Genomic DNA, 20,563 nt, shown 5'->3' with positions numbered 1-20,563 from the left:
ACGGATCGTAGTCAGCCGCGGTAGATGTCGGCGATCTCCGCCGCGTACGTCTTGTGCACGACCTGGCGCTTGACCTTCAGCGACGGGGTCAACTCCCCGGTCGCCTCGGTGAAGTCGCGCGGCAGCACCCGGAAGACCTTGATCGCTTCGGCCTTGGAGACCGACTGGTTGGCCCGGTCCACGGCGGCCTGGATCTCCGCGCGCAGCCCCTCGTGCTCGCGCAGTTCCTCGGTCCCGGTGTCCGCCGGCAGCCCCGCCGACTCCAGCCAGCCCGGCAGGGCCTCCTCGTCGAGGGTGACCAGCGCGGCGATGAACGGCTGCCGGTCACCCACCACGACGCACTGGCTGACCAGGCGGTGCGACCGGACCTGGTCCTCCAGCACGGCCGGGGCGACGTTCTTGCCGCCGGCCGTCACGATGATCTCCTTCTTCCGGCCGGTGATGGTCAGGTAACCGTCCGCGTCGAGTGAACCCAGGTCGCCGGTGCGGAACCAGCCGTCCGGGGTGAGCGCCTCGGCGGTGGCCGCGTCGTTGTGCCAGTACCCCTGGAAGACGAGATCTCCGGCGACGAGCACCTCGCCGTCGTCGTCGATGCGGATGGTCACCCCGGGCAACGGCCGACCGACCGTGCCGATCCGGGTGAATCCGGGCAGGTTGGCCGAGGCGGCGGGAGAGGTCTCGGTCAGGCCGTACCCCTCGCAGACGGTCACGCCGATGCCCCGGAAGAAGTGCCCGAGCCGGGCGCCGAGTGGTGCGCCGCCGGAGATCGCGTCGCGGCAGCGCCCGCCGAGCGCGGCCCGTAGTTTGCCGTAGACCAGCCGGTCGAAGAGCGCGTGCTGGGCACGCAGCGCCAGGCCCGGCCCGCCCGACGTCTCGAGCGCCTCGCTGTACGCGATGGCGACCGCCTCGGCCCGGGCGAAGATCCCGCCCTTGCCGCCGGCCTCGGCCTTCTGCTTGGCGCCGTTGTAGACCTTCTCGAAGACGCGGGGCACCGAGAGCACGAAGGTCGGCTTGACCTCCTGCAACTCGGCGACCAGGTTCTTGGTGTCCGAGCAGTGCGCCATCGTGGCCCGGGCCTGCACCACGCCGATCTGGATCAGCCGGGCGAAGGCGTGCGCGAGCGGCAGGAACAGCAGGGTCGACGCGTTCGGCCCGAACAGGTTCGGCAGCACCGGGACGGCGTTGGCGATGTCGGCGTACATGTTGCGGTGGGTCAGCACGCAGCCCTTGGGTCGGCCGGTGGTGCCGCTGGTGTAGATGATCGTCGCCACGTCCGAGGAGCGCAGGCCCGCGCGGCGGCGCTCGATCTCGGTCGGCTCCACCTCCGCGCCGACGGCCATCAGGTCGTCCACCCCACCCAGGTCGATCTGCCAGACGTGGGACAGGGCGGGCAGCTGGTCCCGGACGCCGGCCACCAGCGTGGCGTGTGCGGTGGTCTCCACCACCACGGCCACCGCGCCGGAGTCGCCGAGAATCCAGGCCGCCTGCTCGGCGCTGGAGGTTTCGTAGATCGGCACGGTGACCGCACCGGCCGCCCAGATGGCGTAGTCGACGAGCGTCCACTCGTACCGGGTGCGGCTCATCAGCGCCACCCGGTCGCCCGGCCGCACCCCGGCGGCGACCAGCCCGCGGGCGACCGCGGCCACCTCGTCGCGGAACTGCCGGCAGGTCACGTCGGTCCAGGCGCCCGTGGTGTCGCGGCGGACGAACTGCACCGCGTCGGGCGCGGCCTCGGCGTTGTCCCAGACCGGATCGGTGAGGTTGGCCGAATCGCCGACGGTGACGATCGGCGGGACGGTGAACTCGCGCACCTGCACTCCCTCGTGCTCACGGGACCGGGTCGGGCCGCCACCTGCGCGGGTGGCCTCGTCGAAACCTACCCGCCCGGTCGGCCGGGAGCACATCGCAGGTGGGCGGCGCGGCACGCGGGCGGTCACCGGACGGTAGCCTCCCACCATGGCGGACTCCTCCACCCAGTCGATCATCATCGGCGCGTCACCGGACCGGGTGGCCGCGGTCATCTGTGACTTCCCGAGCTACCCGGAGTGGACCGACGCGGTCCGCGAGGCGGAGGTGATCGAGGAGTACGAGGACGGTTACGCCAGCCAGGTCCGTTTCGTCCTCGATGCGACGGTGATGGCCGACGAGTACGTGCTGGCGTACGCCTACGCCGAGGACCTGTCCCGCGTCGAGTGGCACCTGGTGGCCCCGTCGAAGATGCAGAAGGCGCAGCGGGGCGCGTACGACCTGGTGGGCAACGCCGACGGGAGTACCACCGTGACCTACACCCTGGAGGTGGAGCTCGCGGTCGGGATGCTCGGCATGTTCCGTCGCAAGGCCGAGAAAATGATCATGGATGCGGCGTTGAAGCAGCTCAAGCGCCGGGTAGAAGCATCCGGTGCGGCGCAGTGACGCGTCCGGCGACCCGGCCGCCGCGGTAGAGGAGCCCAGCATGGGTGCGACAGATCCGGGCACGGCCCGGGAAGAGGCGGAGCGGCTGGTCGCCACTCTGCTGGCCACCGTGCGGATGGCCGCCGCCAACCCGGCGGCGGTGCCGCTGGGCCCGCCCGGCGGGATCGTGACCGGTGTCCTCGGTCACAACGACGCCCCGGGGACCGCGTCCGGTGGCACCGGGGGCGGTTTCGCCACCGGCGCGGCCGAATGCTGCGTCTGCCCGGTATGTCGGGGCATCGCCGCGTTGCGCGACCCGAGCCCCGAATTCGCCGAACGACTGGCCACCGGTGCCGGGGATCTGGCCGCTGGCCTGGCCAGTTTCCTGCGCGCCTTCGGCTCGGCCGGTTCGACCGCCGAACCGGCGCCCGGCCCCGCCGCCGAGTCCACCGCCACCGCGTCCGCCGACCCGTACGGCGACCACGTGTGGCGCGAGGCCACCCGGACCGGGCATGATTCTCAGCCGGCACCGGAGCGGGACGTCTGGTCCGCCGCGACCCGGGTGGAGGACGTCGCCGTCCCGACCGCCGTGCCCGTCGACGCCGCCGGGCCGGTCGCGCCGGCCGGACGCCGGGCGTCGACCGAGCGTCGCGTGGTGCCCGCCTCCCGGGTACCCGACGGCGAGCCCGCGCCGGGTGACGAGCCCGCACCGGACGGCCGTACCGTGCCCGGCGGGCGGCAGGACGCACCAGGCGACGGGGCCTGACCACGGACGACCCGCACCACCGGCGAGGGCAGGTGTGCGCGGGTGGCACAGCAGAGGGGAGTGGCGGCGGTGACGCTGACCATCGGAGTCGACGTCGGTGGCACCAAGGTGGCCGGCGGTGTCGTCGACGACACCGGCACGGTCCTCGTGCAGACCCGACGGGACACCCCCGCCGACGACGTCGGCAAGACCCGCGACGTCATCATCGAACTGGTCGCCGAACTGGCCGCCGGCCACGACATCCAGGCGGTCGGCATCGGCGCGGCCGGTTGGATCGACGCCAGCCGTTCCACCGTGCTCTTCGCCCCCAACCTGGCCTGGCGTGACGAGCCGCTGCGGGCGTACGTGAGCGCGGCGGTCGGGCTGCCGGTCATCGTCGAGAACGACGGCAACGTGGCGGCCTGGGCGGAGTTCCGCTACGGCGCCGCCCGCCACGCCGACGACTCGATGGTCATGTTCACCATCGGCACCGGCGTCGGCGGTGGCATCGTGCTCGGCGGCGGGCTGGTCCGCGGCGCCCACGGCATCGCCGCCGAACTCGGCCACATGCTCACCGTCCCCGACGGCCACCAGTGCGGGTGCGGCCGGCTCGGCTGCATCGAGCAGTACGCCAGCGGCAGCGCCCTGGTCCGGTTCGCCCGGGCCGCCGCCCGGCAGGAGCCGCACCGGGCCGCCGCCCTGCTGGAGTTGGCCGACGGGGAGGCCGAGGCGATCACCGGCCCGATGGTCACCGCCGCCGCCAAGGGCGGCGACCCCGTCTCGGCCGAGGCGTTCGCGCAGGTCGGCCGCTGGCTCGGCACCAGCCTGGCGGACATGGCACAGATCCTCGACCCGCAGATCCTGGTCGTCGGCGGTGGCGTCATCGACGCCGGCGACCTGTTGATGGGCCCCACCCGTCGCTCGTTCACCGAAGCGCTGGCGCAACGCAGCCGACTGCCGGTGGCCGAGATCCGGCCGGCCGAGCTCGGCAACTCCGCCGGCGTCATCGGCGCCGCCGACCTGGCCCGGCGGATCTGACGGTGACCTCGACACCACACCCCGTGACCGAGCACGGGGTGCCGCTGCGGGTGCTGTCGTACAACGTCCACGGCCAGCGCGACGACACCGCCGCGCTGGCCGCGGTGGTGCGCGCGGCGGCGCCGGACGTGGTCATCGTCCAGGAGGGACCGCGCCGGTTCCGGTGGCGGGAGAAGTCGGCCGCGCTGGCCGAGTCGTTCGGTCTGGTGGTCGCCGCCGGCGGCCTACCGTCGCTGGGCAACCTGCTGTTGACCAGCCTCCGGGTACGCGTGACCGGCACCCGGTGCCGGCGCTTCCCGCTCACCCCCGGCCGGCACCTGCGCGGCGCCGCGTACGCCGACTGTCGGGTGGGCACCTCCGCCCGGTTCACGGTGGCCGGGTCACACCTGTCCACCGACCCGGCGGAGCGTCCCGGTCAGGCCGGGCTGTTCAAGCGGGACCTGGCCACCGCACCGCATCCGGTGATCGCCGCCGCCGACCTCAACGAGGAGCCGGGCGGGCCGGCGTGGCGCACCGTCGCCGACGGGCTGACCGACGCGGCGGTGGCGGCCGACCGGGCCGACCGGCTCACCTACTCGTGCGCGGACCCGCGCCGGCGCATCGACGCGCTGTTCGTCGACGCGCGGATCACCGTGGTCGACTACGACGTGGTGGACACCCCGCTGGCCCGGCGGGCCAGTGACCACTTCCCGGTCCTGGTCGACCTGCTGCTGCCCACCACCGCCTGACATCGGCCGTTCGCCGGGCTGGACATCCCGCTCCGTTGTGGAGAGGATTTCGCGCGACCCGGCACTCGTGCCGAGACGAAGGAGATCCCCCGGTGCCCACCTCCACCGAGCCCGGCCGGCCAGATCCGGAGACGACCACGCTCGCCCGCGGCCCCGACGGCCGTCCGGTCTCCGACCGGGGCGACACCGTCTGCGTCATCGGTGCCGGTGCCAGCGGCCTGACCGCCGTGAAGAACCTCGCCGAGCACGGCTTCGGGGTCGACTGCTACGAACGGGAGACCGGCGTCGGCGGCGCCTGGAACTGGCGGCACGACCGCAGCCCGGTGTACGCCAGCACCCACCTGATCTCGTCGCGGCCGTTCACCCAGTTTCCCGACTTCCCGATGCCCGACGACTGGCCGGACTACCCGCACCACGGTCAGTTGCTGTCCTACTTCGAGCGCTACGCCGACCACTTCGACCTGCGCCGGCACATCTGGTTCGGCACCGAGGTGGTGCGGGTCGAGCCGGTCGGCGACGAGCGGTGGGACGTCACCACCCGCAGCACCGGCGGTTACGGCCCCGAGCGCACCTCCCGGTACGGCGCCGTGGTGATCGCCAACGGGCACAACTGGTCACCGAAGCTGCCCCGCTACGAGGGGCTCGAGCAGTTCCGTGGCGAGGTCATGCACGCCTCGTCGTACAAGGACTCGGCGCAGCTGCGGGGCAAGCGGGTGCTGGTGGTGGGTGCCGGCAACACCGGCTGCGACATCGCCGTGGAGGCCGCCCAGCAGGCGTCACGGTGTTGGCACTCCACCCGTCGCGGCTACTGGTACGCGCCGAAGTACGTCTTCGGTCGCCCTGCCGACCAGGTCAACGACCTGCTGCTGGCGCTGCGGGTACCGCTGCGGGTCCGGCAGTGGCTCTACCACCGGACGCTGCGACTGACCGTCGGTGACCTGACCCGCTTCGGCCTGCCGAAGCCGGACCACCGGGTGTACGAGACACACCCGATCGCCAACAGCCTGCTCGTGTACCACGTGGGCCACGGCGCGATCACCCCGGTACCGGACGTCGCGCGCTTCCACCCGCACTCGGTGGAGCTCACCGACGGCCGGCAGCTCGATCCGGAACTTGTCGTCTTCGCCACCGGCTACCTGCCCCGCTTCGAGTTCCTCGACGGCAAGCTGCTCGGTGACGACGAGGGGGTGGGTCGGCCCCGACTGTGGCTCAACGCCCTCGTACCGGACCATCCCACGCTCGCGGTGACCGGGTTGGTCCAACCGGACTCCGGCATCTTCCCGCTGGCCCACTGGCAGGCCGTGCTCTTCGCCCGGTTGCTGCGGGCGCGCGTCAGCCGTCCGGAGCGGGCCGCCGCCTTCGCCGCCCGGGTACGCGCCGGGGCGGGCGAACGCTACTCGGGACAGGTGAAGGACTCCACCCGGCACTGGTTCGAGGTCGGGCACGCCGACTACCTGCGCGCGCTGGAGCGCGCCCTACGCGAGCTGGAGAGCAAGTGACCGAGCGGGTGATGCGCGGCTGGGAGTGGGCGCGGCCGGTGCGCCCGGTCCGGCGTGAGGTGCTCAGCGCCGTCCCGGAGTTGGAGGAAGGGCGACCGCCGCTGCTGTTCGTGCCGGGCTTCGGCCATGGTGCCTGGGCGTACGCGGAGAACTGGCTCGGACATGTCGCCGCCCGTGGCTTCAGCGCCTACGCGATGAGCCTGCGCGGGCACGGCGGCAGCGCCCCGGCGCCGGAGGCGACCCTGCGGGCGTACGCCCACGACGTGGTCCAGGTGGCGGCCGGCCTGCCGCGGCGGGCGGTGCTGGTGGGGCACGGCGCCGGGGCCCTGGTGGTCGCGCACGCCCTGGCCCGCTACCCGGCTCGGGCGGCGGTGCTGGTGGCGCCGGTGTTCGGCGGCTGGGCGACGTTCGGCACCGCGCTGCGCCGCAACCCGCTCGGCACCCTGCCGGCGGTGTTCGGCGCCGGGTTGCGGCTCAACCGCCGGCAGCTGTTCAGCGCAGAACTGCCCGAGACCGACGCTCGGCGGCACGCCGCGCGGCTGGGGCGGGCGGCCCGGCGGGCCCAGTGGCAGCTGTTGACCGGCGCCGATCCGGAGCCGGCGGTGGGCGATCCGCCGGTGCTGGTGCTGGGTAGCCCGGACGACCGGGTGGTGCCGGCGGCGGCGCTGACCCGGGCCGCGCGGCGGTACGGTTCGGCTCCGCTGCTCTTTCCCGGCATGGGGCACGACCTGATGCTCGACGCACGGTGGCGGGAGCCCGTCGACGCGATCCTCGACTGGCTGATCAAGGAACCGGGCCGCGACGACCTCGGCTGAGGTCGTCGCGGGCGTGGCCCGACAGCCGGTCTCAGCCGCCGCCGAGATGGGCGAGCATCGAACCGCTCTGATCCAGAGTGGACAGGTAGGAGCGGGCCCAGGCCCGGATGTCGTGTTCGTGCAGGTACGCGCGCATGGACCGCATCCGTTCCCGGACGTCGGCGGGGTCGGCCCGCACCGCCGCGAGCAGTCCCTGCTTGAGCCCCTCCAGGTCGTGCGGATTGACCAGGTACGCCTGCGGCAGCTCGGCGGCGGCCCCGGCGAACTCGCTGAGCAGCAGCGCGCCGGTGTCGTCGACCCGGGCGGCGACGTACTCCTTGGCGACCAGGTTCATGCCGTCGCGCAGCGGGGTCACCGCCATCACATCGGCGACCCGGTAGAGCGCGGCCAGCTCGGCACGGTCGAACGGCTGGGTGAGGTAGTGGATGGCGGGCTCACCGACCCGGCCGAACTCCCCGTTGATCCGCCCGACCTCCCGCTCCACCCGGTCCCGCAAGATCTGGTACTGGCTGACCCGCTCCCGGCTGGGCACCGCCACCTGCACCAGCACGGTGTCGCGGACCTTGACGTGCCCGCCGGCCAGCAGCTCGCTGTACGCCTTGAGCCGCTGCTCGATGCCCTTGGTGTAGTCCATCCGGTCGACGCTGAGGATCACCTGCTCGGGGCTGCCCAGGTCGTGGCGCAGTCGGCGAGCCCGGTCGGCCACGTCCGGGCGGTCCGCCAGCGCGGCCATCTCGACGGTGTCGATCGACACCGGGAACGCGCCGATGCGCACCACCCGGTCGTCGATCCCGATCCGTCGGTCGGTGGCCGGCAACCCCAGCACCTTCGTCACCAGCTGGGCGAAGTTGTGCGCCGCCTGGGCGCGCTGGAAGCCGACCAGGTCGGCGCCGAGCATCCCGCGCAGCAGCTCGGCCCGGCGGGGCAGCTGCATGAACAGCTCCGGCGGCGGGAAGGGCACGTGCAGGAAGAAGCCGATGCGCAGGTCGGGTCGCAGCGTGCGGAGCAGCCCCGGTACCAGTTGCAGGTGGTAGTCCTGCACCCAGACCACCGCGCCGGGCTCGGCGACCTGCGCGGTGGCCTCGGCGAACCGCTGGTTGACCCGGAGGTAGGCGTCCCACCAGCGCCGGTGGTGCTGCGGCTGCTCGACCGCGTCGTGGTAGATCGGCCAGAGGGTCGCGTTGGCGAAGCCCTCGTAGTGGTCGCGCAGGTCGTCGCCGCTGAGCGGCACGGAGTGCATCCGCACCCCGTCGATATCGGGCAGTTCGGGCGCGGGACCGGTCCCACCGGCCCAGCCGACCCAGGTCGCGGGGGTGTGGCGGAGCAGCGGGTGCAGCGCGCTGACCAGCCCACCGGGGCTGCGTCGCCACTCGCAGGCACCGTCGGGTGCCACGCTGTCGTCGATGGGTAGGCGGTTGGCCACCACCACGAGGGAACTCTGTCGCATCTCGGGCATTCCGATCAGCAGGGGAGTGACCGCCACGAGGGAGGAACAACCGGGCAGTCGGCGGGTGACGTGACGTACTGCGGTATTCCTACTGACAGTAAGTTACACCACTGTTACGCGCCTCGGCACGGGCGGCCGCCGTCCCGGTATCCGGACGGCTACCCTGCGCGCCGGCTCAGACCACGGCGCCGTCGTCCGGGTCGCGGTCGTCGGCGTCGCCGGGCCGCAGCCGCCACACCAGCGTGACGAAGCCGGCGAGGATGCCGGTGAAGCCGAGCAGCGTGACGACGCCCTGGTCGGCGGGGAGCAGATCGGGGAAGAGGAACAGCACGAAGCCGAGCAGCACGGCGAGGATGCCGGCCAGCGCGAACTTCGACACGCGGGGAAGCGGCGGTGGCGGCGGCGGTACGTAACGCTCGTCGTCGTCCGGGTCGTCGGGCAGCTCCGAGCCGAAGGTGTCCAGGCCGTCCAGCAGCGACGGGCCCTCACCGTCGCGGGGCCCACGCCCGACCGACACGCCGGAGATGTCGGCGGCCCACGGCAGCCGGCGTACGTCGGTGGCGGTCGGGCCGGGCTCGTCGGTGCCCGGCCGGGTGGCGGTGGCCGTGCCGCCCCGCCCGGCCGGGTCGTCCACGTTCTCGGCGGCGGGCCACGGATGGTCGCCGGTGTCCGGCGAGGTGTGGAATCCGGCGACGATCCGTTCCCACTCGGCGTCGATGTCCGGCTCGGCGCCGACCCGGGCGTCGCCGGTCTCGTCGGCGAGCTGGCTGAGGTAGTCCCGGGCGGTGCTCAGGTGCGAGCGGTCCACGTAGAGCCGGTCCACCGGCCGGGACGGCACGGTGGTGGTGCGGGTGACCGGGTTCAGGTCGGCCGACGGTTGCAGGTAGGCGGCGATCCCGCCGGCGGCCAGCACGTCGAGCAGGTGCTCGCCGACGCGCGGATCGACATCACCGGCGATGGCGTACTCGCTCGCGTCGAGACCGTTGTCCCGCCGTCCCCGGCGGGCCCCACCCGCTGACACCGACCATCCTCCTCATCGCGCCACCGGCGCGCCCCGCGGCCCCTCGGCGCGCCCCCGCACGCCCCGTGCCCTGAATCGTGACACGTCGAGGGTGGGTTCCGGGAGTGCCTTGTGGCGCGGCGTACGGCCGAACGCCGGCCAGGAGGTCGGTCCGACACCGAACGTGACGGGTGGTTTCGGGCCGAGCGTCCGTTGCCGCGGCCGGCCGGCGGTTCGTAGGCTCGTGCCACGATCACCCGGTCCGGCGCGGTCCGCGGTGACCAACACCTGCCGAAAGGACGCCGGTGCTCTACTGGCTGCTGAAGTACGTGCTGCTCGGCCCGCTGCTGCGGCTCATCTTCCGGCCGCGGGTGGAGGGTCTGCACCACGTACCGGCGACCGGTCCGGTCATCCTGGCCAGCAACCATCTCTCCTTCTCCGACTCGATCTTCACGCCGCTGATCGTGCCCCGGAAGGTCACCTTCGTGGCCAAGGCGGAGTACTTCACCGGCAAGGGGGTCAAGGGCTGGTTGACCAAGATGTTCTTCACCGGCACCGGCACCATCCCGGTGGACCGCTCCGGTGGCCGGGCCGCCCGTGCCGCGCTGGACACCCAGCTGACGGTGCTGCGCTCCGGTGGCATCGCCGGCATCTACCCGGAGGGCACCCGTTCGCCCGACGGTCGGCTCTACCGGGGCAAGACCGGGGTGGCCCGGCTGGCGCTGGAGAGCGGTGCGCCGGTGGTGCCGGTGGCGATGCTCAACCTGGACGAGATCCAGCCGCCGGGCCAGCTCATCCCGAACCTGGCCCGGGTACGGATCCGCTTCGGACCGCCGCTGGACTTCTCCCGTTACGCCGGGCTGGCCGGTGACCGGTTCGTCGAGCGGGCGGTCACCGACGAGATCATGTACGAGTTGATGGAGCTCTCCGGCCGGGAGTACGTCGACGTCTACGCCCAGCAGCTCAAGACCCAGCTCACCCCGACGACCGCGCCGGCCACTCCGGTCGCGGCCTGAGCCGCCCGCCCCGCGCGGGTGTGCGGCGCGGCCCGCACGTCGGTCAGGAGGCGAGCGTCCGGGCGGTGCCGGTGGGTGGATAAGCCAGGGCGAGCAGGCCCGGCGCGGCGTTGCGACGCGCGAAGGCGCGCAACTCGGTCAGGGGCGCGCCGGCCGTCGCGTGGTCGTCGGTGGCCGCCAGTTCGCGTACCGCGAAGGTCAGCGCCAGCATCCGGTCGGTGACGTCGGGAATGCCGGCGTAGATCTCGGCGGCGGCGAGGTGCAGGTCGGCGGCGTGCCGGTGGTTGTCGTCGAACCCGGCCAGCGCGCCGGTCACGGTCCGCAGTGCCGCCTCCGACCAGGGCGTACGGTGGCCGACCCGGTCGAGCATCGCGCGTACCCGGGCCGCGGGCTTGCGCCCGGCGAGGCTGGCCGCCCAGCCGGCCGCCGCGATCCACTCCCCACTGGCCAGCGCCGGCACCGCCGTCCACGACTCGGCCAGCTCGTCGACGAGCGCGGCGGCCTCGTCGAGGCGACCCTGCACCGCCCGGCACAACGCGCCCATCGCGAGCATCGTCCAGTGCAGCCGGTGGAAGCCACTGCGCCGCGCGGTGTCCAGCGCGGCGGCCACGTCGTCGCGCGGCGGGGCCCCGTCCGGCGCCCCGTCGGCGGGCGGGCCCGGCGGCACCGGCTGGCCGCGCAGCACCAGCAGGCACGACCGCAGGCCGCGTACCTGCATGTCCCAGCTGCCGGTCGGGGTGTTCATGCAGGCGTCGGCGGCGGTGAGCAGCCGGTCGAAGTCCCCCTCGAACCAGGCCCGCGTCGCCTCGCTCGAGTAGCTGGTGGTCAGGGTCTGCCCGCTGGCGGTGCGGGCCGGGGCGGCGGCCAGCAGCGCGTCGGAGCGTACCCAGTCGCCCTCCTCGCAGACGGCGTAGGCGAGATTCTGGGTGGCCCGGGGCAACGCGAGCAGCTGACCGGTCCGGCTGGACTCCACGATCGCGTACAACTCGTCGAGTCCGGCCCGGTCGCCGGCCTGGTACCGCGCGGTGGCCGCGGTGATCCGGGCGTTGGTGCGGATCTCGGTCAGCCCGAGCCGTTCGCCGATCGCCGCGGCCGTGTCGGCCGCCGCGACGGCCGGATCACGTTCGTAGTTGAGCATGTGCAGCCGCCCCAGCTCGGCGAAGGCGTCGGCCTTCTGCGCGCTGTCCGGCAGCGGGTCGAACAGCCGTACCGCCCGGTCCAGACAGGCCAGTGCCGCCGGTCGGTCGGCGCGCAGCCACGCCGCCTGGCCGAGCAGCGTCCAGGCCCGCGCCGCGCACGCCTCGTCGCCGTACGCGAGCAGCCGCTCGGCGAGCGCCTGCACCTGCTCCGGCCCACCGCCGGAGAGGAACGCGTTGCCGTCGCGGTGGAACGAGATCTCAGTGCTCAACAGCTCCAACTGGAGCCGGCCCACCGGATCGGAGTCGTCGGCCAGACCGAGCGCCCGGGCCGCGTGGCCGGCGGCGGCGTCCAGCCCGTGCAGCGCGTACGCCCGGCGGGCCGCCCGGTGCAGCGCGGCCCGGGCCGGCGCGGCGTAGCGGTTGGTCTCCATGCCCAGCGAGCGGGCGATCTCGTGCGCCGCCCAGCGGTGGTGCGCCAGCACCTCGGCCAGGTCGGTGTCCCGACTCTGTGACAGGGTGTCCAACCAGTCGGCGGTGCGATCGTGCCGGGCCACCCGCTCGGTCCGGGGCAGCCGCTGGTAGCACACGTCCCGGACCAGGACGTGTCGGAAGCGGTACTCCGGCTGGCCGGCCATCGTGGAGGTGGTCTGCTCGTGGACGAAGTCCCGCTGTTCCAGCCGACGCAGGGCACGCTCGACGGACTCGACCGGCTGGCCGACGGCGGCGGCCACCGCGCCCGGCCAGAACTGCACCCCGACCACGGCGGCGGCCAGCAGCACCGCCCGGTCCTTGGCGTCGAGCAGGTCGACCCGGTTGGCGATGACCGCGTGCACGCTCTCCGGCATCGGCAGGTCCAGGTGCTTCTCCAGCGACCAGCCACGGCCGGACTGTCGCAGCGCCCCCTGCTCGATCAGCATCCGGACGTACTCGTGGGCGTAGAGCGGATTGCCGCCGGCCACCTCCACCAGCGGGGTGAGCAGGTCGGCGGAGAACGCGGCCTGGCCGAACATGTGCGCGTACAACGCGGCGATGCCGGTGTCCCGCAACGGTGGCAGGGCGATGGTGACCGAACCGGTGATGGTCCCCGCCCAGCTCGGATCCCGGTCGACGAGTTCCGGGCGGGCGGTGCACAGCAGCAGCAGCGGTACGTCCCGGGCCGCCGCGCCCAGCAGCTCCACGAAGCGCAGCATCGGATCGTCGGCCCAGTGCAGATCCTCGAAGACCAGCACGGTGGGGCGACGGGCCGCCAGGGCCAGCAGGAACCGCCGCCACGCCGACTCCGCCTCCTCCGCCGGCAGCGGGTTACCGGCCAGCCCGACCAGCGGACGCAGCGCGTCGGCCACCCGGCCCCGCTCGGCGACACCGACCAGCTCGCCGACGGCGGCGGTCAGCCGTTGCGCGGCGCTGGCCGCCGGATCGGTGTCGAGGATGCCCGCCTCGGCCTTGACGATGTCGGCGAGCGCGGCGAACGTGACGTTCTCGCCGAACGGTGGACACCTGCCGATCCGCCAGGTCAGCGGCTCGTCCACCAGCCGGCCGGTGTGCCGGTGCAACTCGCGGACCAGCCGGCTCTTGCCGATGCCGGCCCGGCCGAAGACGGTCACCACCTGGGGTCGGCGGTCGCGCAGGCTGCGGTGCAGGGCGTTGACCAGCATGCCCAGCTCGTGTTCCCGGTCGATCAGGGGAGTGGTGTCCGGTTCCCGATCGGTGGGCTGCTGACGTACCGCGGACCGGGCCAGCCACACCTCGGTCGGTGCCGACCGACCGCGCAGGGTGACCGGGGGTTGCTCGTCGTACCGGATGGTGTCCCGGGTCAGCGCGTGCGTGGCGCCGTCGACGAGCACCCCGCCCGACGGCGCCGCCGACTGCAACCGCGAGGCGGTGTTGACCACGTCGCCGGCGACGATCGCCTGCCCACCGTCGCGGGCGGCGGCCACGTCGACGAGCGCCTCACCGGTCGCCACCCCGACCCGGAAGCGCAACCCGTCGGTGCCGGTCGGGGTGAACCGGGTCAGCACCCGCTGCAACTCCAACCCGGCCCGCACACACCGCAACGCGTCGGTCTCGGTGGCCACCGGCGCCCCGAACAGCGCCATCACCGCGTCGCCGATGTACTTCTCCACCACCCCGCCGTACTGGCCGACCACCCGGCGGGCGGCGGAGAAGAAGCCGGTCTGCATGCCCCGGACCAGCTCCGGGTCGGCCCGCTCGACGTACGGGGTGAAGTCGATCAGATCGACGAAGAGCACGCTGACCCGGCGGCGATCCTCCTGGTTCAGGGCGCCGGGTCGGTCGGTGCCGGCCCGGGGCGCGCCGCAGGAGGTGCAGAAGGCCACGTCCGGCGCGAGCGGGCGCAGGCAGTGCGGGCAGACGGCACCGAGTTCCGCGCCGCAGCCACCGCAGAAGCGGTCGCCCTCGGCGGCGGTACGTCCACAGCGGTCACACTGCGCGGCGATGACACCCTCCAGTGGCAGGCCCCCGACCCCCCGGGGCGCAGCATCGAGTATCGCTGTCGGACGCACTGTCGGGTACCGGGCTGTTGGCTTGTGGACACTCAGCCGGGCAGTTCACCACGCTTCGGAACGGCTAGATTCAGGCAGCCGATTCGTTGACCGCTGATCAGGGGGACAGCTCCATGGTGTACGTGATGCTGAAGAGTGACTGGACCGACGGAAACGGGGTCGCCCACTCCGCCGGAGACTCGGTGGACGTGGACGCCGCCACCCTCGCGCAGCTCCAGGCCCAGGGGATCGTCGGCGAGGTGCCCGGCGGTGGCAAGGACGGTACGGACTGGGTCGGACCGGGTGGGACGGACTGGGTCGGACCGGGCAGCACCAAGCCCTGACCGAACGCGCGTGGGCGGGGCCGGGACGTATCGTCCCGGCCCCGCCTCGGTCTTCGCCGCCGCGTTCGGTGCGGGGCCGCTCAGCGCTCGTTCATGCCGGCGCGGCGGCGTAGCGCGGGCACGTCGGTGACCACGATCCGCCGGCCCTCGGTGCGCAGCCAACCCCGGCTGGCGAACGACCCGATCGCCTGGTTGACGCTCTGCCGGGACCCGCCGGCCATCTCGGCGAGCTGGCTCTGGTTCAGCTCGATGGTGATCATCGGGGCCTGGCTCTCGCCGGCGAGCCGGACCAGCGTCTTGGCCACCCGGCCGGGCAGATCGAGGAAGACGTGGTCGGCGTTCTGCTCGGTCAACCGGCGGATCAACGCGCCGAGGGAGCGCATCACCGCGTCGAGGATGCGCGCGTTCGAGTGCACCAGCTCCATGAAGGCCGGCCGGGACAGCGCCAGCGCGGCGGTGTCCTCGATCGCCTCGGCCGAGGTCGAGCGGGTCGAGGCGTCCAGCAGGGAGACCTCGCCCAGCACGTCCGGCGGTCGCATCACGGTCAGGATCGCCCGCTCGCCGGTGGGCGCGGTCCGGAACACGGCCACCGCGCCGCGCCGCAGGATGATCAGCGACTCGCCCGGGTCGTTCTCCACGAACAGCAGCTGACCCTTGCGGTAGGTGCGGGGCACCGCCGCGGCGACCACCCGCTGGCGTACCTCCGGCTCGAGCCCGGCGAACATGTCAACGCCGGTGAGCGCGTCGCCCGGCTCCGGCAGGCGCATCTCCACGGCCCCACCCCTCCCCGGTCAAGGACCCCAACTCGCTCACCGGGTGAGCCTGAAGGCCCTGACGAGGTGATCCGACACCCGTTCGGCGTCCGGCAGCGGTAACACATCAGATCATGACGGTCCGGTCGCGTGCTGTACACCCCTCAAATCACTTCCGTGACCGGTTCGAGCTGGGCGTGACCTCGGTGCGGGGCCATGGAAGCGCTCCCGGTGTCGCCGACCCGATCGACGGCCCCCGGTGACCGTCGGCGAGGATGGTGGCGATGGCCTACCGCTACTTCTACGACTGCGAGTTCATCGAGGACGGCCGGACCGTCGAACTGGTCTCGATCGGCGTCGTCGACGAGCACGGCCGCGAGTTCTACGCGGTCTCCACCGAGTTCGACGCGTCCCGCGCGGTGCCCTGGGTGCGTCGCAACGTCCTGGACAAGCTGCCCTCCCCGGCCGACCGGGCGTGGCGGTCCCGCGAACGCATCCGCGACGACCTGTACGAGTTCCTGGTCGAGCCGATCCGGGACCGGCCCGGCGAGGAGGTGGAGCTGTGGGCCTGGTACGCGGCGTACGACCACGTGGTGTTGGCGCAGTTGTGGGGCGCGATGCCGGCGCTGCCCCGGGAGATCCCCCGGTACACCAAGGAGTTGCGGCAGTTGTGGGACGACCGGGGGCGGCCTCCGCTGCCCAACGCCGCGGCGGCCCGACACGACGCGCTTGTCGACGCCCGGCACAACCTGGCCCGGTGGCGGGCGATGACCGGTTCGTGAGATCCGGTGATTCGGTGGTTTGACCGGGGCCGTCGCGGGCACCGGTTCGCCGAAGGGGCCGAGGCGAGGGAGTTGCCGGCGTGGGCAGGCGCAGGGGAGTACCGACGTGATCGGCGGCCGGCGGGCCCGGGCCCGGATCACCGAGCTGATCCGGGCCGCGCGGATCTGCGTCATGACCACGATCTCCCTCGACGGTCGGCTGGTGGGCCGGCCGATGGTGCTGCAACGGGCGGAGTTCGACGGGCAGTTGTGGTTCTTCGCGTACACCGGCTCGGTGACCGTCCGCCAGCTGCGGGTGAACCCGGAGGTCGAGCTGGGCCTGTACGACCCGCGGGCGCAGGTCTGGGCTTCGATCACCGGCAGTGCCCGGGACGACCACGACCAGGCCCGCGCCGAACGACTGTGGCATCCGGGGCTGGCCGCCTGGTTTCCGGACGGTCCGGCCACCGCCGGTCTCACGCTGGTCGGCGTGCACCCGACGGCCGCACGGTGCTGGGACGCCAGCGGTGAGCAGGTCGAGCTGATCGGCCCGGTGTGCGCCGCGCCCACCGGTGGGTCGCCGGCCGATCGCCGGGAGGACGGCTACTGACCGGTAGTGGGGCGCGGTGTGCGTCGTACCGGGCGGCGACTACAGTTCGTAGGGACGGCCCGCCCCGGGCCGGCAACGGTGCCGAGGTCCGCGCTGACACATATCCTGGGGCTTGATCGGGCTTGACCAGATGCTCCCCAGGAGGATGAGCAGATCATGCGTATCGGCGTGCTCACCGGCGGCGGCGACTGCCCGGGTCTCAACGCGGTCATCCGGGCGGTGGTCCGTAAGGGCGTCGCCAGCTACGGCCACGAGTTCGTGGGTTTCCAGGACGGTTGGAAGGGCCCGCTGGAGGGCTTGTCCCGTCCGCTCGGCATCGCGGAGGTCCGCGGCATCCTGCCCCGTGGCGGCACGATCCTCGGCTCCTCCCGGACCAACCCTTTCAAGATCGAGAACGGCGTCGAGCGGATCAAGGACAACCTGGCCGCGCAGGGCGTCGACGCGCTCATCGCCATCGGCGGTGAGGACACCCTCGGCGTCGCCACCAAGCTGCACGAGCTGGGCGTCAACGTCATCGGCGTGCCGAAGACCATCGACAACGACCTCGGCGCGACCGACTACACGTTCGGGTTCGACACGGCCGTCAACATCGCCATGGAGGCGATCGACCGACTGCACACCACCGCCGAGAGCCACCACCGCACCCTGGTGGTCGAGGTGATGGGTCGGCACGCCGGTTGGATCGCCCTGCACGCCGGTCTGGCCGGCGGTGCCAACGTGATCCTGCTTCCCGAGCGGAACTTCGACGTCGAGCAGGTCGCCGGCTACGTCGAGAAGCGCTTCCAGCACCAGTACGCCCCGATCGTCGTGGTCGCCGAGGGCGCCCAGCCGCTGGAGGGCCAGATGGTCCTGCAGAACCAGGAGCTTGACGCGTTCGGGCACGTCCGGCTCGGTGGCATCGGCCAGTGGCTGGCCGAGCAGCTGGAGGCCAAGACCGGCAAGGAGGCCCGCACCGTCGTGCTCGGCCACATCCAGCGCGGCGGCACCCCCACCGCGTTCGACCGGGTGCTCGCCACCCGGCTGGGCCTGCAGGCCATCGACGCCGCCCACGAGGGCGACTGGGGCAAGATGGTCGCGATGCAGAGCACGAACATCGTCCGCGTCCCGCTCGCCGACGCCACCGCCGAGTTGAAGACCGTGCCGCTGGAGCGGTACGCCGAGGCCGAGGTCTTCTTCGGTAGCTGATCGTCGCTCCGGCGTCGCGGTCGGGCCTCGGGCCCGCCGCGACGCCGGCCCACGAAGGGGGTACGCCAGGTGTCAGCCGAGGTGCACACCGTCGCGGTGATCGGTGCCGGCAAGATCGGTGAGCTGGTGCTCTCCGGGCTGCTGCGGTCCGGCTGGCCGGCGGACCGGCTGCTGGCCACCGCCCGCCGCCCGGCCCGCGCCGAGGAACTGGCCGCCCGCTACGGCGTACGGGTGGTGGACAACCTCACCGCGGTGGACGAGGCCGAGGTGCTGGCCGTCGCGGTGAAGCCGCAGGACGCCGCCGCGCTGCTGGACGAGATCGGTCCCAAGGTGCCAGCCGGCAAGCTGCTGGTCTCGCTCTGCGCCGGCCTGCCGAGCAGCTTCTACAGCCGCCGGCTGCCCGAGGGCACCCCGGTGGTGCGGGTGATGACCAACACCCCGGCCTTGGTGGACCAGGCGATGACCGCGATCTCGGCCGGCGCGCACGCCACCGGTGAGCACCTGGCGCTGGCCGAGGAGATGTTCAAACCACTGGGCGCCACGATCCGGGTACCCGAGACCCAGCAGGACGCGGTGACCGCCCTGTCCGGTTCCGGCCCGGCCTACTTCTACCTGCTGGTCGAGGCGATGACCGACGCCGGCATCCTGCTCGGCCTGCCCCGCCAGGTGGCGCACGACCTGATCGTGCAGACCGCGATCGGCTCGGCGGTGATGCTGCGCGACTCCGGTGAGCACCCGGTCAAGCTGCGCGAGGCGGTCACCTCGCCCGCCGGCACCACCATCTCCGCCATCCGCGAGTTGGAGAACCACGGCGTCCGCGCCGCCCTGCTGGCCGCCCTCGAAGCCGCCCGCGACCGCGCCCGCGAACTAGCCACCCAAGCCGAATAACCCACCCACCCCACCCCATTCCCTTCGGCGTTGATCATGAGGTTAGCGGCAGTAGTCGATCTTCAAGCTGCCGCTAACCTCATGATCAACGGGGTGGACGGCGAATTGCGGTGCGGGGTCGTTCCGGTGATCGGGGGTGGCGCATACTGGCGCGGTGTTCACTCTCGCCCAGGCCCGGCACCTGGTAGCCACCCTGCATCCCCGGATCGAGGAACTGATCCGGGTCCGGGCCGACCTGGCCGAGTTGCAGGCCGACCTGGCCGGCCACGGGCTCAGCGCACTCGGTGGTCGGGCAGAGGTCAAGGGCCTGGAAGCCCGGCTGTACGCGGTCCTCGACGAGATCCAGCAGCACGGCATCGAGGTCAAGAGCGTGGCACCGGTGCTGCTCGACTTCCCGGGTGAGCGCGAGGGGCGACAGGTGCTCTGGTGCTGGCTGGAGGGGGACACCGACGTGCGCTGGTACCACCGCGCCGACTGCGGCTTCGCCGGCCGCCGCCCGATCTGACCCTGCCCCGGCCGAGATCCGCGGCGCTCGTCGTCGTGCCGACCCGATCGCTGCCGGTTCCGCGACGATCCTGCGGGCGTAGCCTCGGCCGGTAGTGGGCGGCCGGGGAACCGCCGGTCGGTGCCGAGAGGCGAGGGCGGCTAGTCTCTGCCGGTGAGTGGAGTGCGGCGGGCGAGTGTGGACGACGCCCGGGAACTGGTCCGGTTGCGGGCGGTCATGTTGGGTGCGATGGATGGCGCGCCACCGGAGCCCGGCGAATGGCAGCACACCGCCCTGCGTACGCTCCGGCGGCAGCTGCCGGATCCGGAGGCCGATCTCGCCGCCTACGTGGTGGATGCGCCGGGCCGACCGGGGACGCTTGCCGCCTGTGCGGTCGGGGTGGTCGACCTGCGGCTCGGCGGGCCGGCGGATCCGAGTGGCCGGTCCGGGTACGTCTTCAACGTGGCGACCGATCCCGCGTACCGTCGTCGGGGCTTCTCGCGGGCCTGCCTGGGCGCGCTGCTCGGCTGGTTCGCCGAGCGCGGCGTGCGCACGGTGGACCTGAAGGCCAGTCCGGAGGGCGAGCCGCTCTACCGGGAGCTGGGCTTCCGTCCCACGTCGATGGCCGGGATGCGGCGAGGTGGGCGCTGATGTTCGCCCTTGCGTTGGGTGCGGATGCCGAGCTGCGGCCGCTGAACCCGTGGCACGCCGAGGAGTTCCTGGGCAATCTGGACCGGGCCCGGGAGCACATCGCGCCGTGGGTGTCGCCGTCCTTCGTGGCCACCGACCTCGCTGGGGCGCGGCACGTGCTCCAGCGTTACGCCGACCGGTGGGCCCGCGACGACGGCGGCATCTGGGGTATCTGGTCGGGCGGCACCCTGGTCGGCGGGGTGCTGCTGGTGTCGCTCAACGCGGCGTCCGGGGTGTGCGAGGCGGGCTGCTGGCTGGAACCGGCCGCCGAGGGGCGGGGGCTGGTGACCCGGGCGGTCGAACGGCTCATCGACTGGGTGCTCGTCGAGCGCGGGCTGCACCGCGTCGAGTGGCGCACCAACGCCGGCAACGTGCGCAGCATCGCGGTGGCCCGCCGGCTGGGCATGCGCCGCGACGGTGTCCTGCGGGAGACGTTGCCGGGGCCGCAGGGCCGCGTCGACCTGGAGATCTGGTCGGTGCTGGCGCCCGAGTGGCGGGCCCGGCGTGCCGCCACCGGGAGGCACTGAGTG

Annotated in this window: 20 protein-coding genes; 15 read left to right on the top strand and 5 right to left on the bottom strand. The window is 73.0% G+C overall.

Features of this window, described 5'->3' with window-relative positions; translation table 11 throughout:
* Window positions 1-11 precede the first annotated feature (11 nt).
* A complete protein-coding gene (locus O7605_RS01380; RefSeq protein ID WP_269737526.1) occupies window positions 12-1,811 on the bottom strand; it encodes an AMP-dependent synthetase/ligase in 1,800 nt (599 codons plus the stop codon).
* A gap of 145 nt (window positions 1,812-1,956) precedes the next feature.
* On the opposite strand from O7605_RS01380, the gene O7605_RS01375 reads away from it, so the two are divergent.
* From O7605_RS01375 to O7605_RS01350, 6 genes are all read left to right on the top strand, one after another.
* A complete protein-coding gene (locus O7605_RS01375) occupies window positions 1,957-2,412 on the top strand; it encodes an SRPBCC family protein (RefSeq protein WP_269737525.1) in 456 nt (151 codons plus the stop codon).
* A 40-nt stretch (window positions 2,413-2,452) separates the two neighbouring features.
* Window positions 2,453-3,157, top strand: coding sequence for a hypothetical protein (locus O7605_RS01370; protein WP_269737524.1), 705 nt, complete (start codon window positions 2,453-2,455; stop codon window positions 3,155-3,157).
* 69 nt (window positions 3,158-3,226) lie between these two features.
* A complete protein-coding gene (locus O7605_RS01365) occupies window positions 3,227-4,174 on the top strand; it encodes an ROK family glucokinase (protein ID WP_269738665.1) in 948 nt (315 codons plus the stop codon).
* A gap of 2 nt (window positions 4,175-4,176) precedes the next feature.
* A complete protein-coding gene (locus tag O7605_RS01360) occupies window positions 4,177-4,902 on the top strand; it encodes an endonuclease/exonuclease/phosphatase family protein (protein ID WP_443083856.1) in 726 nt (241 codons plus the stop codon).
* A gap of 92 nt (window positions 4,903-4,994) precedes the next feature.
* On the top strand, window positions 4,995-6,401 hold the full coding sequence (locus O7605_RS01355) for a flavin-containing monooxygenase (protein WP_269737523.1): 1,407 nt from the start codon (window positions 4,995-4,997) through the stop codon (window positions 6,399-6,401).
* 11 nt (window positions 6,402-6,412) lie between these two features.
* The gene (locus O7605_RS01350) at window positions 6,413-7,216 is read left to right on the top strand and encodes an alpha/beta hydrolase (RefSeq protein WP_443083890.1); all 804 of its coding nucleotides are present in this window, start codon (window positions 6,413-6,415) and stop codon (window positions 7,214-7,216) included.
* Between the two features lie 31 nt (window positions 7,217-7,247).
* Here the strand turns inward: O7605_RS01350 and O7605_RS01345 are convergent, their stop codons facing one another.
* Window positions 7,248-8,663: an alpha,alpha-trehalose-phosphate synthase (UDP-forming) gene (locus O7605_RS01345; RefSeq protein ID WP_269737521.1), complete on the bottom strand. Its 1,416-nt coding sequence runs from the start codon at window positions 8,661-8,663 to the stop codon at window positions 7,248-7,250.
* Between the two features lie 175 nt (window positions 8,664-8,838).
* On the bottom strand, window positions 8,839-9,684 hold the full coding sequence (locus tag O7605_RS01340) for a DUF308 domain-containing protein (RefSeq protein ID WP_269737520.1): 846 nt from the start codon (window positions 9,682-9,684) through the stop codon (window positions 8,839-8,841).
* Between the two features lie 284 nt (window positions 9,685-9,968).
* On the opposite strand from O7605_RS01340, the gene O7605_RS01335 reads away from it, so the two are divergent.
* Window positions 9,969-10,679: a lysophospholipid acyltransferase family protein gene (locus O7605_RS01335; RefSeq protein ID WP_269737519.1), complete on the top strand. Its 711-nt coding sequence runs from the start codon at window positions 9,969-9,971 to the stop codon at window positions 10,677-10,679.
* A gap of 43 nt (window positions 10,680-10,722) precedes the next feature.
* Here O7605_RS01335 and O7605_RS01330 read toward each other — a convergent pair whose 3' ends face one another.
* Window positions 10,723-14,340, bottom strand: a complete 3,618-nt coding sequence (locus O7605_RS01330) for an ATP-binding protein (RefSeq protein WP_269737518.1) — start codon at window positions 14,338-14,340, stop codon at window positions 10,723-10,725.
* 125 nt (window positions 14,341-14,465) lie between these two features.
* Here O7605_RS01330 and O7605_RS01325 point away from each other — a divergent pair, with 125 nt between their 5' ends.
* Window positions 14,466-14,663 (top strand): hypothetical protein, encoded by a 198-nt coding sequence (locus tag O7605_RS01325; RefSeq protein WP_269737517.1) that lies wholly within the window; start codon window positions 14,466-14,468, stop codon window positions 14,661-14,663.
* A gap of 80 nt (window positions 14,664-14,743) precedes the next feature.
* Here O7605_RS01325 and O7605_RS01320 read toward each other — a convergent pair whose 3' ends face one another.
* A complete protein-coding gene (locus tag O7605_RS01320; protein ID WP_164449224.1) occupies window positions 14,744-15,436 on the bottom strand; it encodes a Crp/Fnr family transcriptional regulator in 693 nt (230 codons plus the stop codon).
* Between the two features lie 263 nt (window positions 15,437-15,699).
* Here O7605_RS01320 and O7605_RS01315 point away from each other — a divergent pair, with 263 nt between their 5' ends.
* The 7 genes from O7605_RS01315 (at window position 15,700) to O7605_RS01285 (ending at window position 20,560) form a co-directional block, all read left to right on the top strand.
* Complete coding sequence (locus O7605_RS01315) at window positions 15,700-16,197, top strand: polyadenylate-specific 3'-exoribonuclease AS (protein WP_269737516.1); 498 nt, start codon at window positions 15,700-15,702, stop codon at window positions 16,195-16,197.
* A gap of 106 nt (window positions 16,198-16,303) precedes the next feature.
* Window positions 16,304-16,786, top strand: coding sequence for a pyridoxamine 5'-phosphate oxidase family protein (locus O7605_RS01310; RefSeq protein ID WP_269737515.1), 483 nt, complete (start codon window positions 16,304-16,306; stop codon window positions 16,784-16,786).
* Between the two features lie 156 nt (window positions 16,787-16,942).
* Window positions 16,943-17,971, top strand: coding sequence for a 6-phosphofructokinase (locus O7605_RS01305; protein ID WP_093401195.1), 1,029 nt, complete (start codon window positions 16,943-16,945; stop codon window positions 17,969-17,971).
* 69 nt (window positions 17,972-18,040) lie between these two features.
* The gene (gene proC / locus O7605_RS01300; protein WP_269737514.1) at window positions 18,041-18,859 is read left to right on the top strand and encodes a pyrroline-5-carboxylate reductase; all 819 of its coding nucleotides are present in this window, start codon (window positions 18,041-18,043) and stop codon (window positions 18,857-18,859) included.
* A gap of 154 nt (window positions 18,860-19,013) precedes the next feature.
* A complete protein-coding gene (locus O7605_RS01295) occupies window positions 19,014-19,364 on the top strand; it encodes a DUF2203 domain-containing protein (protein ID WP_164449354.1) in 351 nt (116 codons plus the stop codon).
* Window positions 19,365-19,517: 153 nt separating this feature from the next.
* Window positions 19,518-19,994, top strand: a complete 477-nt coding sequence (locus O7605_RS01290) for a GNAT family N-acetyltransferase (RefSeq protein WP_269737513.1) — start codon at window positions 19,518-19,520, stop codon at window positions 19,992-19,994.
* Window positions 19,994-20,560 carry a GNAT family N-acetyltransferase gene (locus O7605_RS01285; RefSeq protein WP_269737512.1) on the top strand — a complete coding sequence of 189 codons (567 nt, stop codon included), beginning with the start codon at window positions 19,994-19,996 and terminating at the stop codon, window positions 20,558-20,560. The genes O7605_RS01290 and O7605_RS01285 overlap by 1 nt, the downstream gene beginning before the upstream one ends.
* Window positions 20,561-20,563: the final 3 nt, after the last annotated feature.

This window comes from Verrucosispora sp. WMMA2121 (genome assembly GCF_027460185.1).
Taxonomy (GTDB): domain Bacteria; phylum Actinomycetota; class Actinomycetes; order Mycobacteriales; family Micromonosporaceae; genus Micromonospora; species Micromonospora palythoicola.
Note: the sequence above shows the minus strand (reverse complement) of the source record. Positions and strands in the feature narration are given on the sequence as shown.

Bases quoted from the DNA above. Each gene is read 5' to 3' on its own strand.
- O7605_RS01375 (WP_269737525.1), top strand. From the start codon at position 1,957: ATGGCGGACTCCTCCACCCAGTCGATCATCATCGGCGCGTCACCGGAC.
- O7605_RS01370 (WP_269737524.1), top strand. From the start codon at position 2,453: ATGGGTGCGACAGATCCGGGCACGGCCCGGGAAGAGGCGGAGCGGCTG.
- O7605_RS01350 (WP_443083890.1), top strand. From the start codon at position 6,413: ATGCGCGGCTGGGAGTGGGCGCGGCCGGTGCGCCCGGTCCGGCGTGAG.
- O7605_RS01345 (WP_269737521.1), bottom strand. From the start codon at position 8,663: ATGCGACAGAGTTCCCTCGTGGTGGTGGCCAACCGCCTACCCATCGAC.
- O7605_RS01325 (WP_269737517.1), top strand. From the start codon at position 14,466: ATGCTGAAGAGTGACTGGACCGACGGAAACGGGGTCGCCCACTCCGCC.
- O7605_RS01315 (WP_269737516.1), top strand. From the start codon at position 15,700: ATGGCCTACCGCTACTTCTACGACTGCGAGTTCATCGAGGACGGCCGG.
- O7605_RS01305 (WP_093401195.1), top strand. From the start codon at position 16,943: ATGCGTATCGGCGTGCTCACCGGCGGCGGCGACTGCCCGGGTCTCAAC.
- O7605_RS01285 (WP_269737512.1), top strand. From the start codon at position 19,994: ATGTTCGCCCTTGCGTTGGGTGCGGATGCCGAGCTGCGGCCGCTGAAC.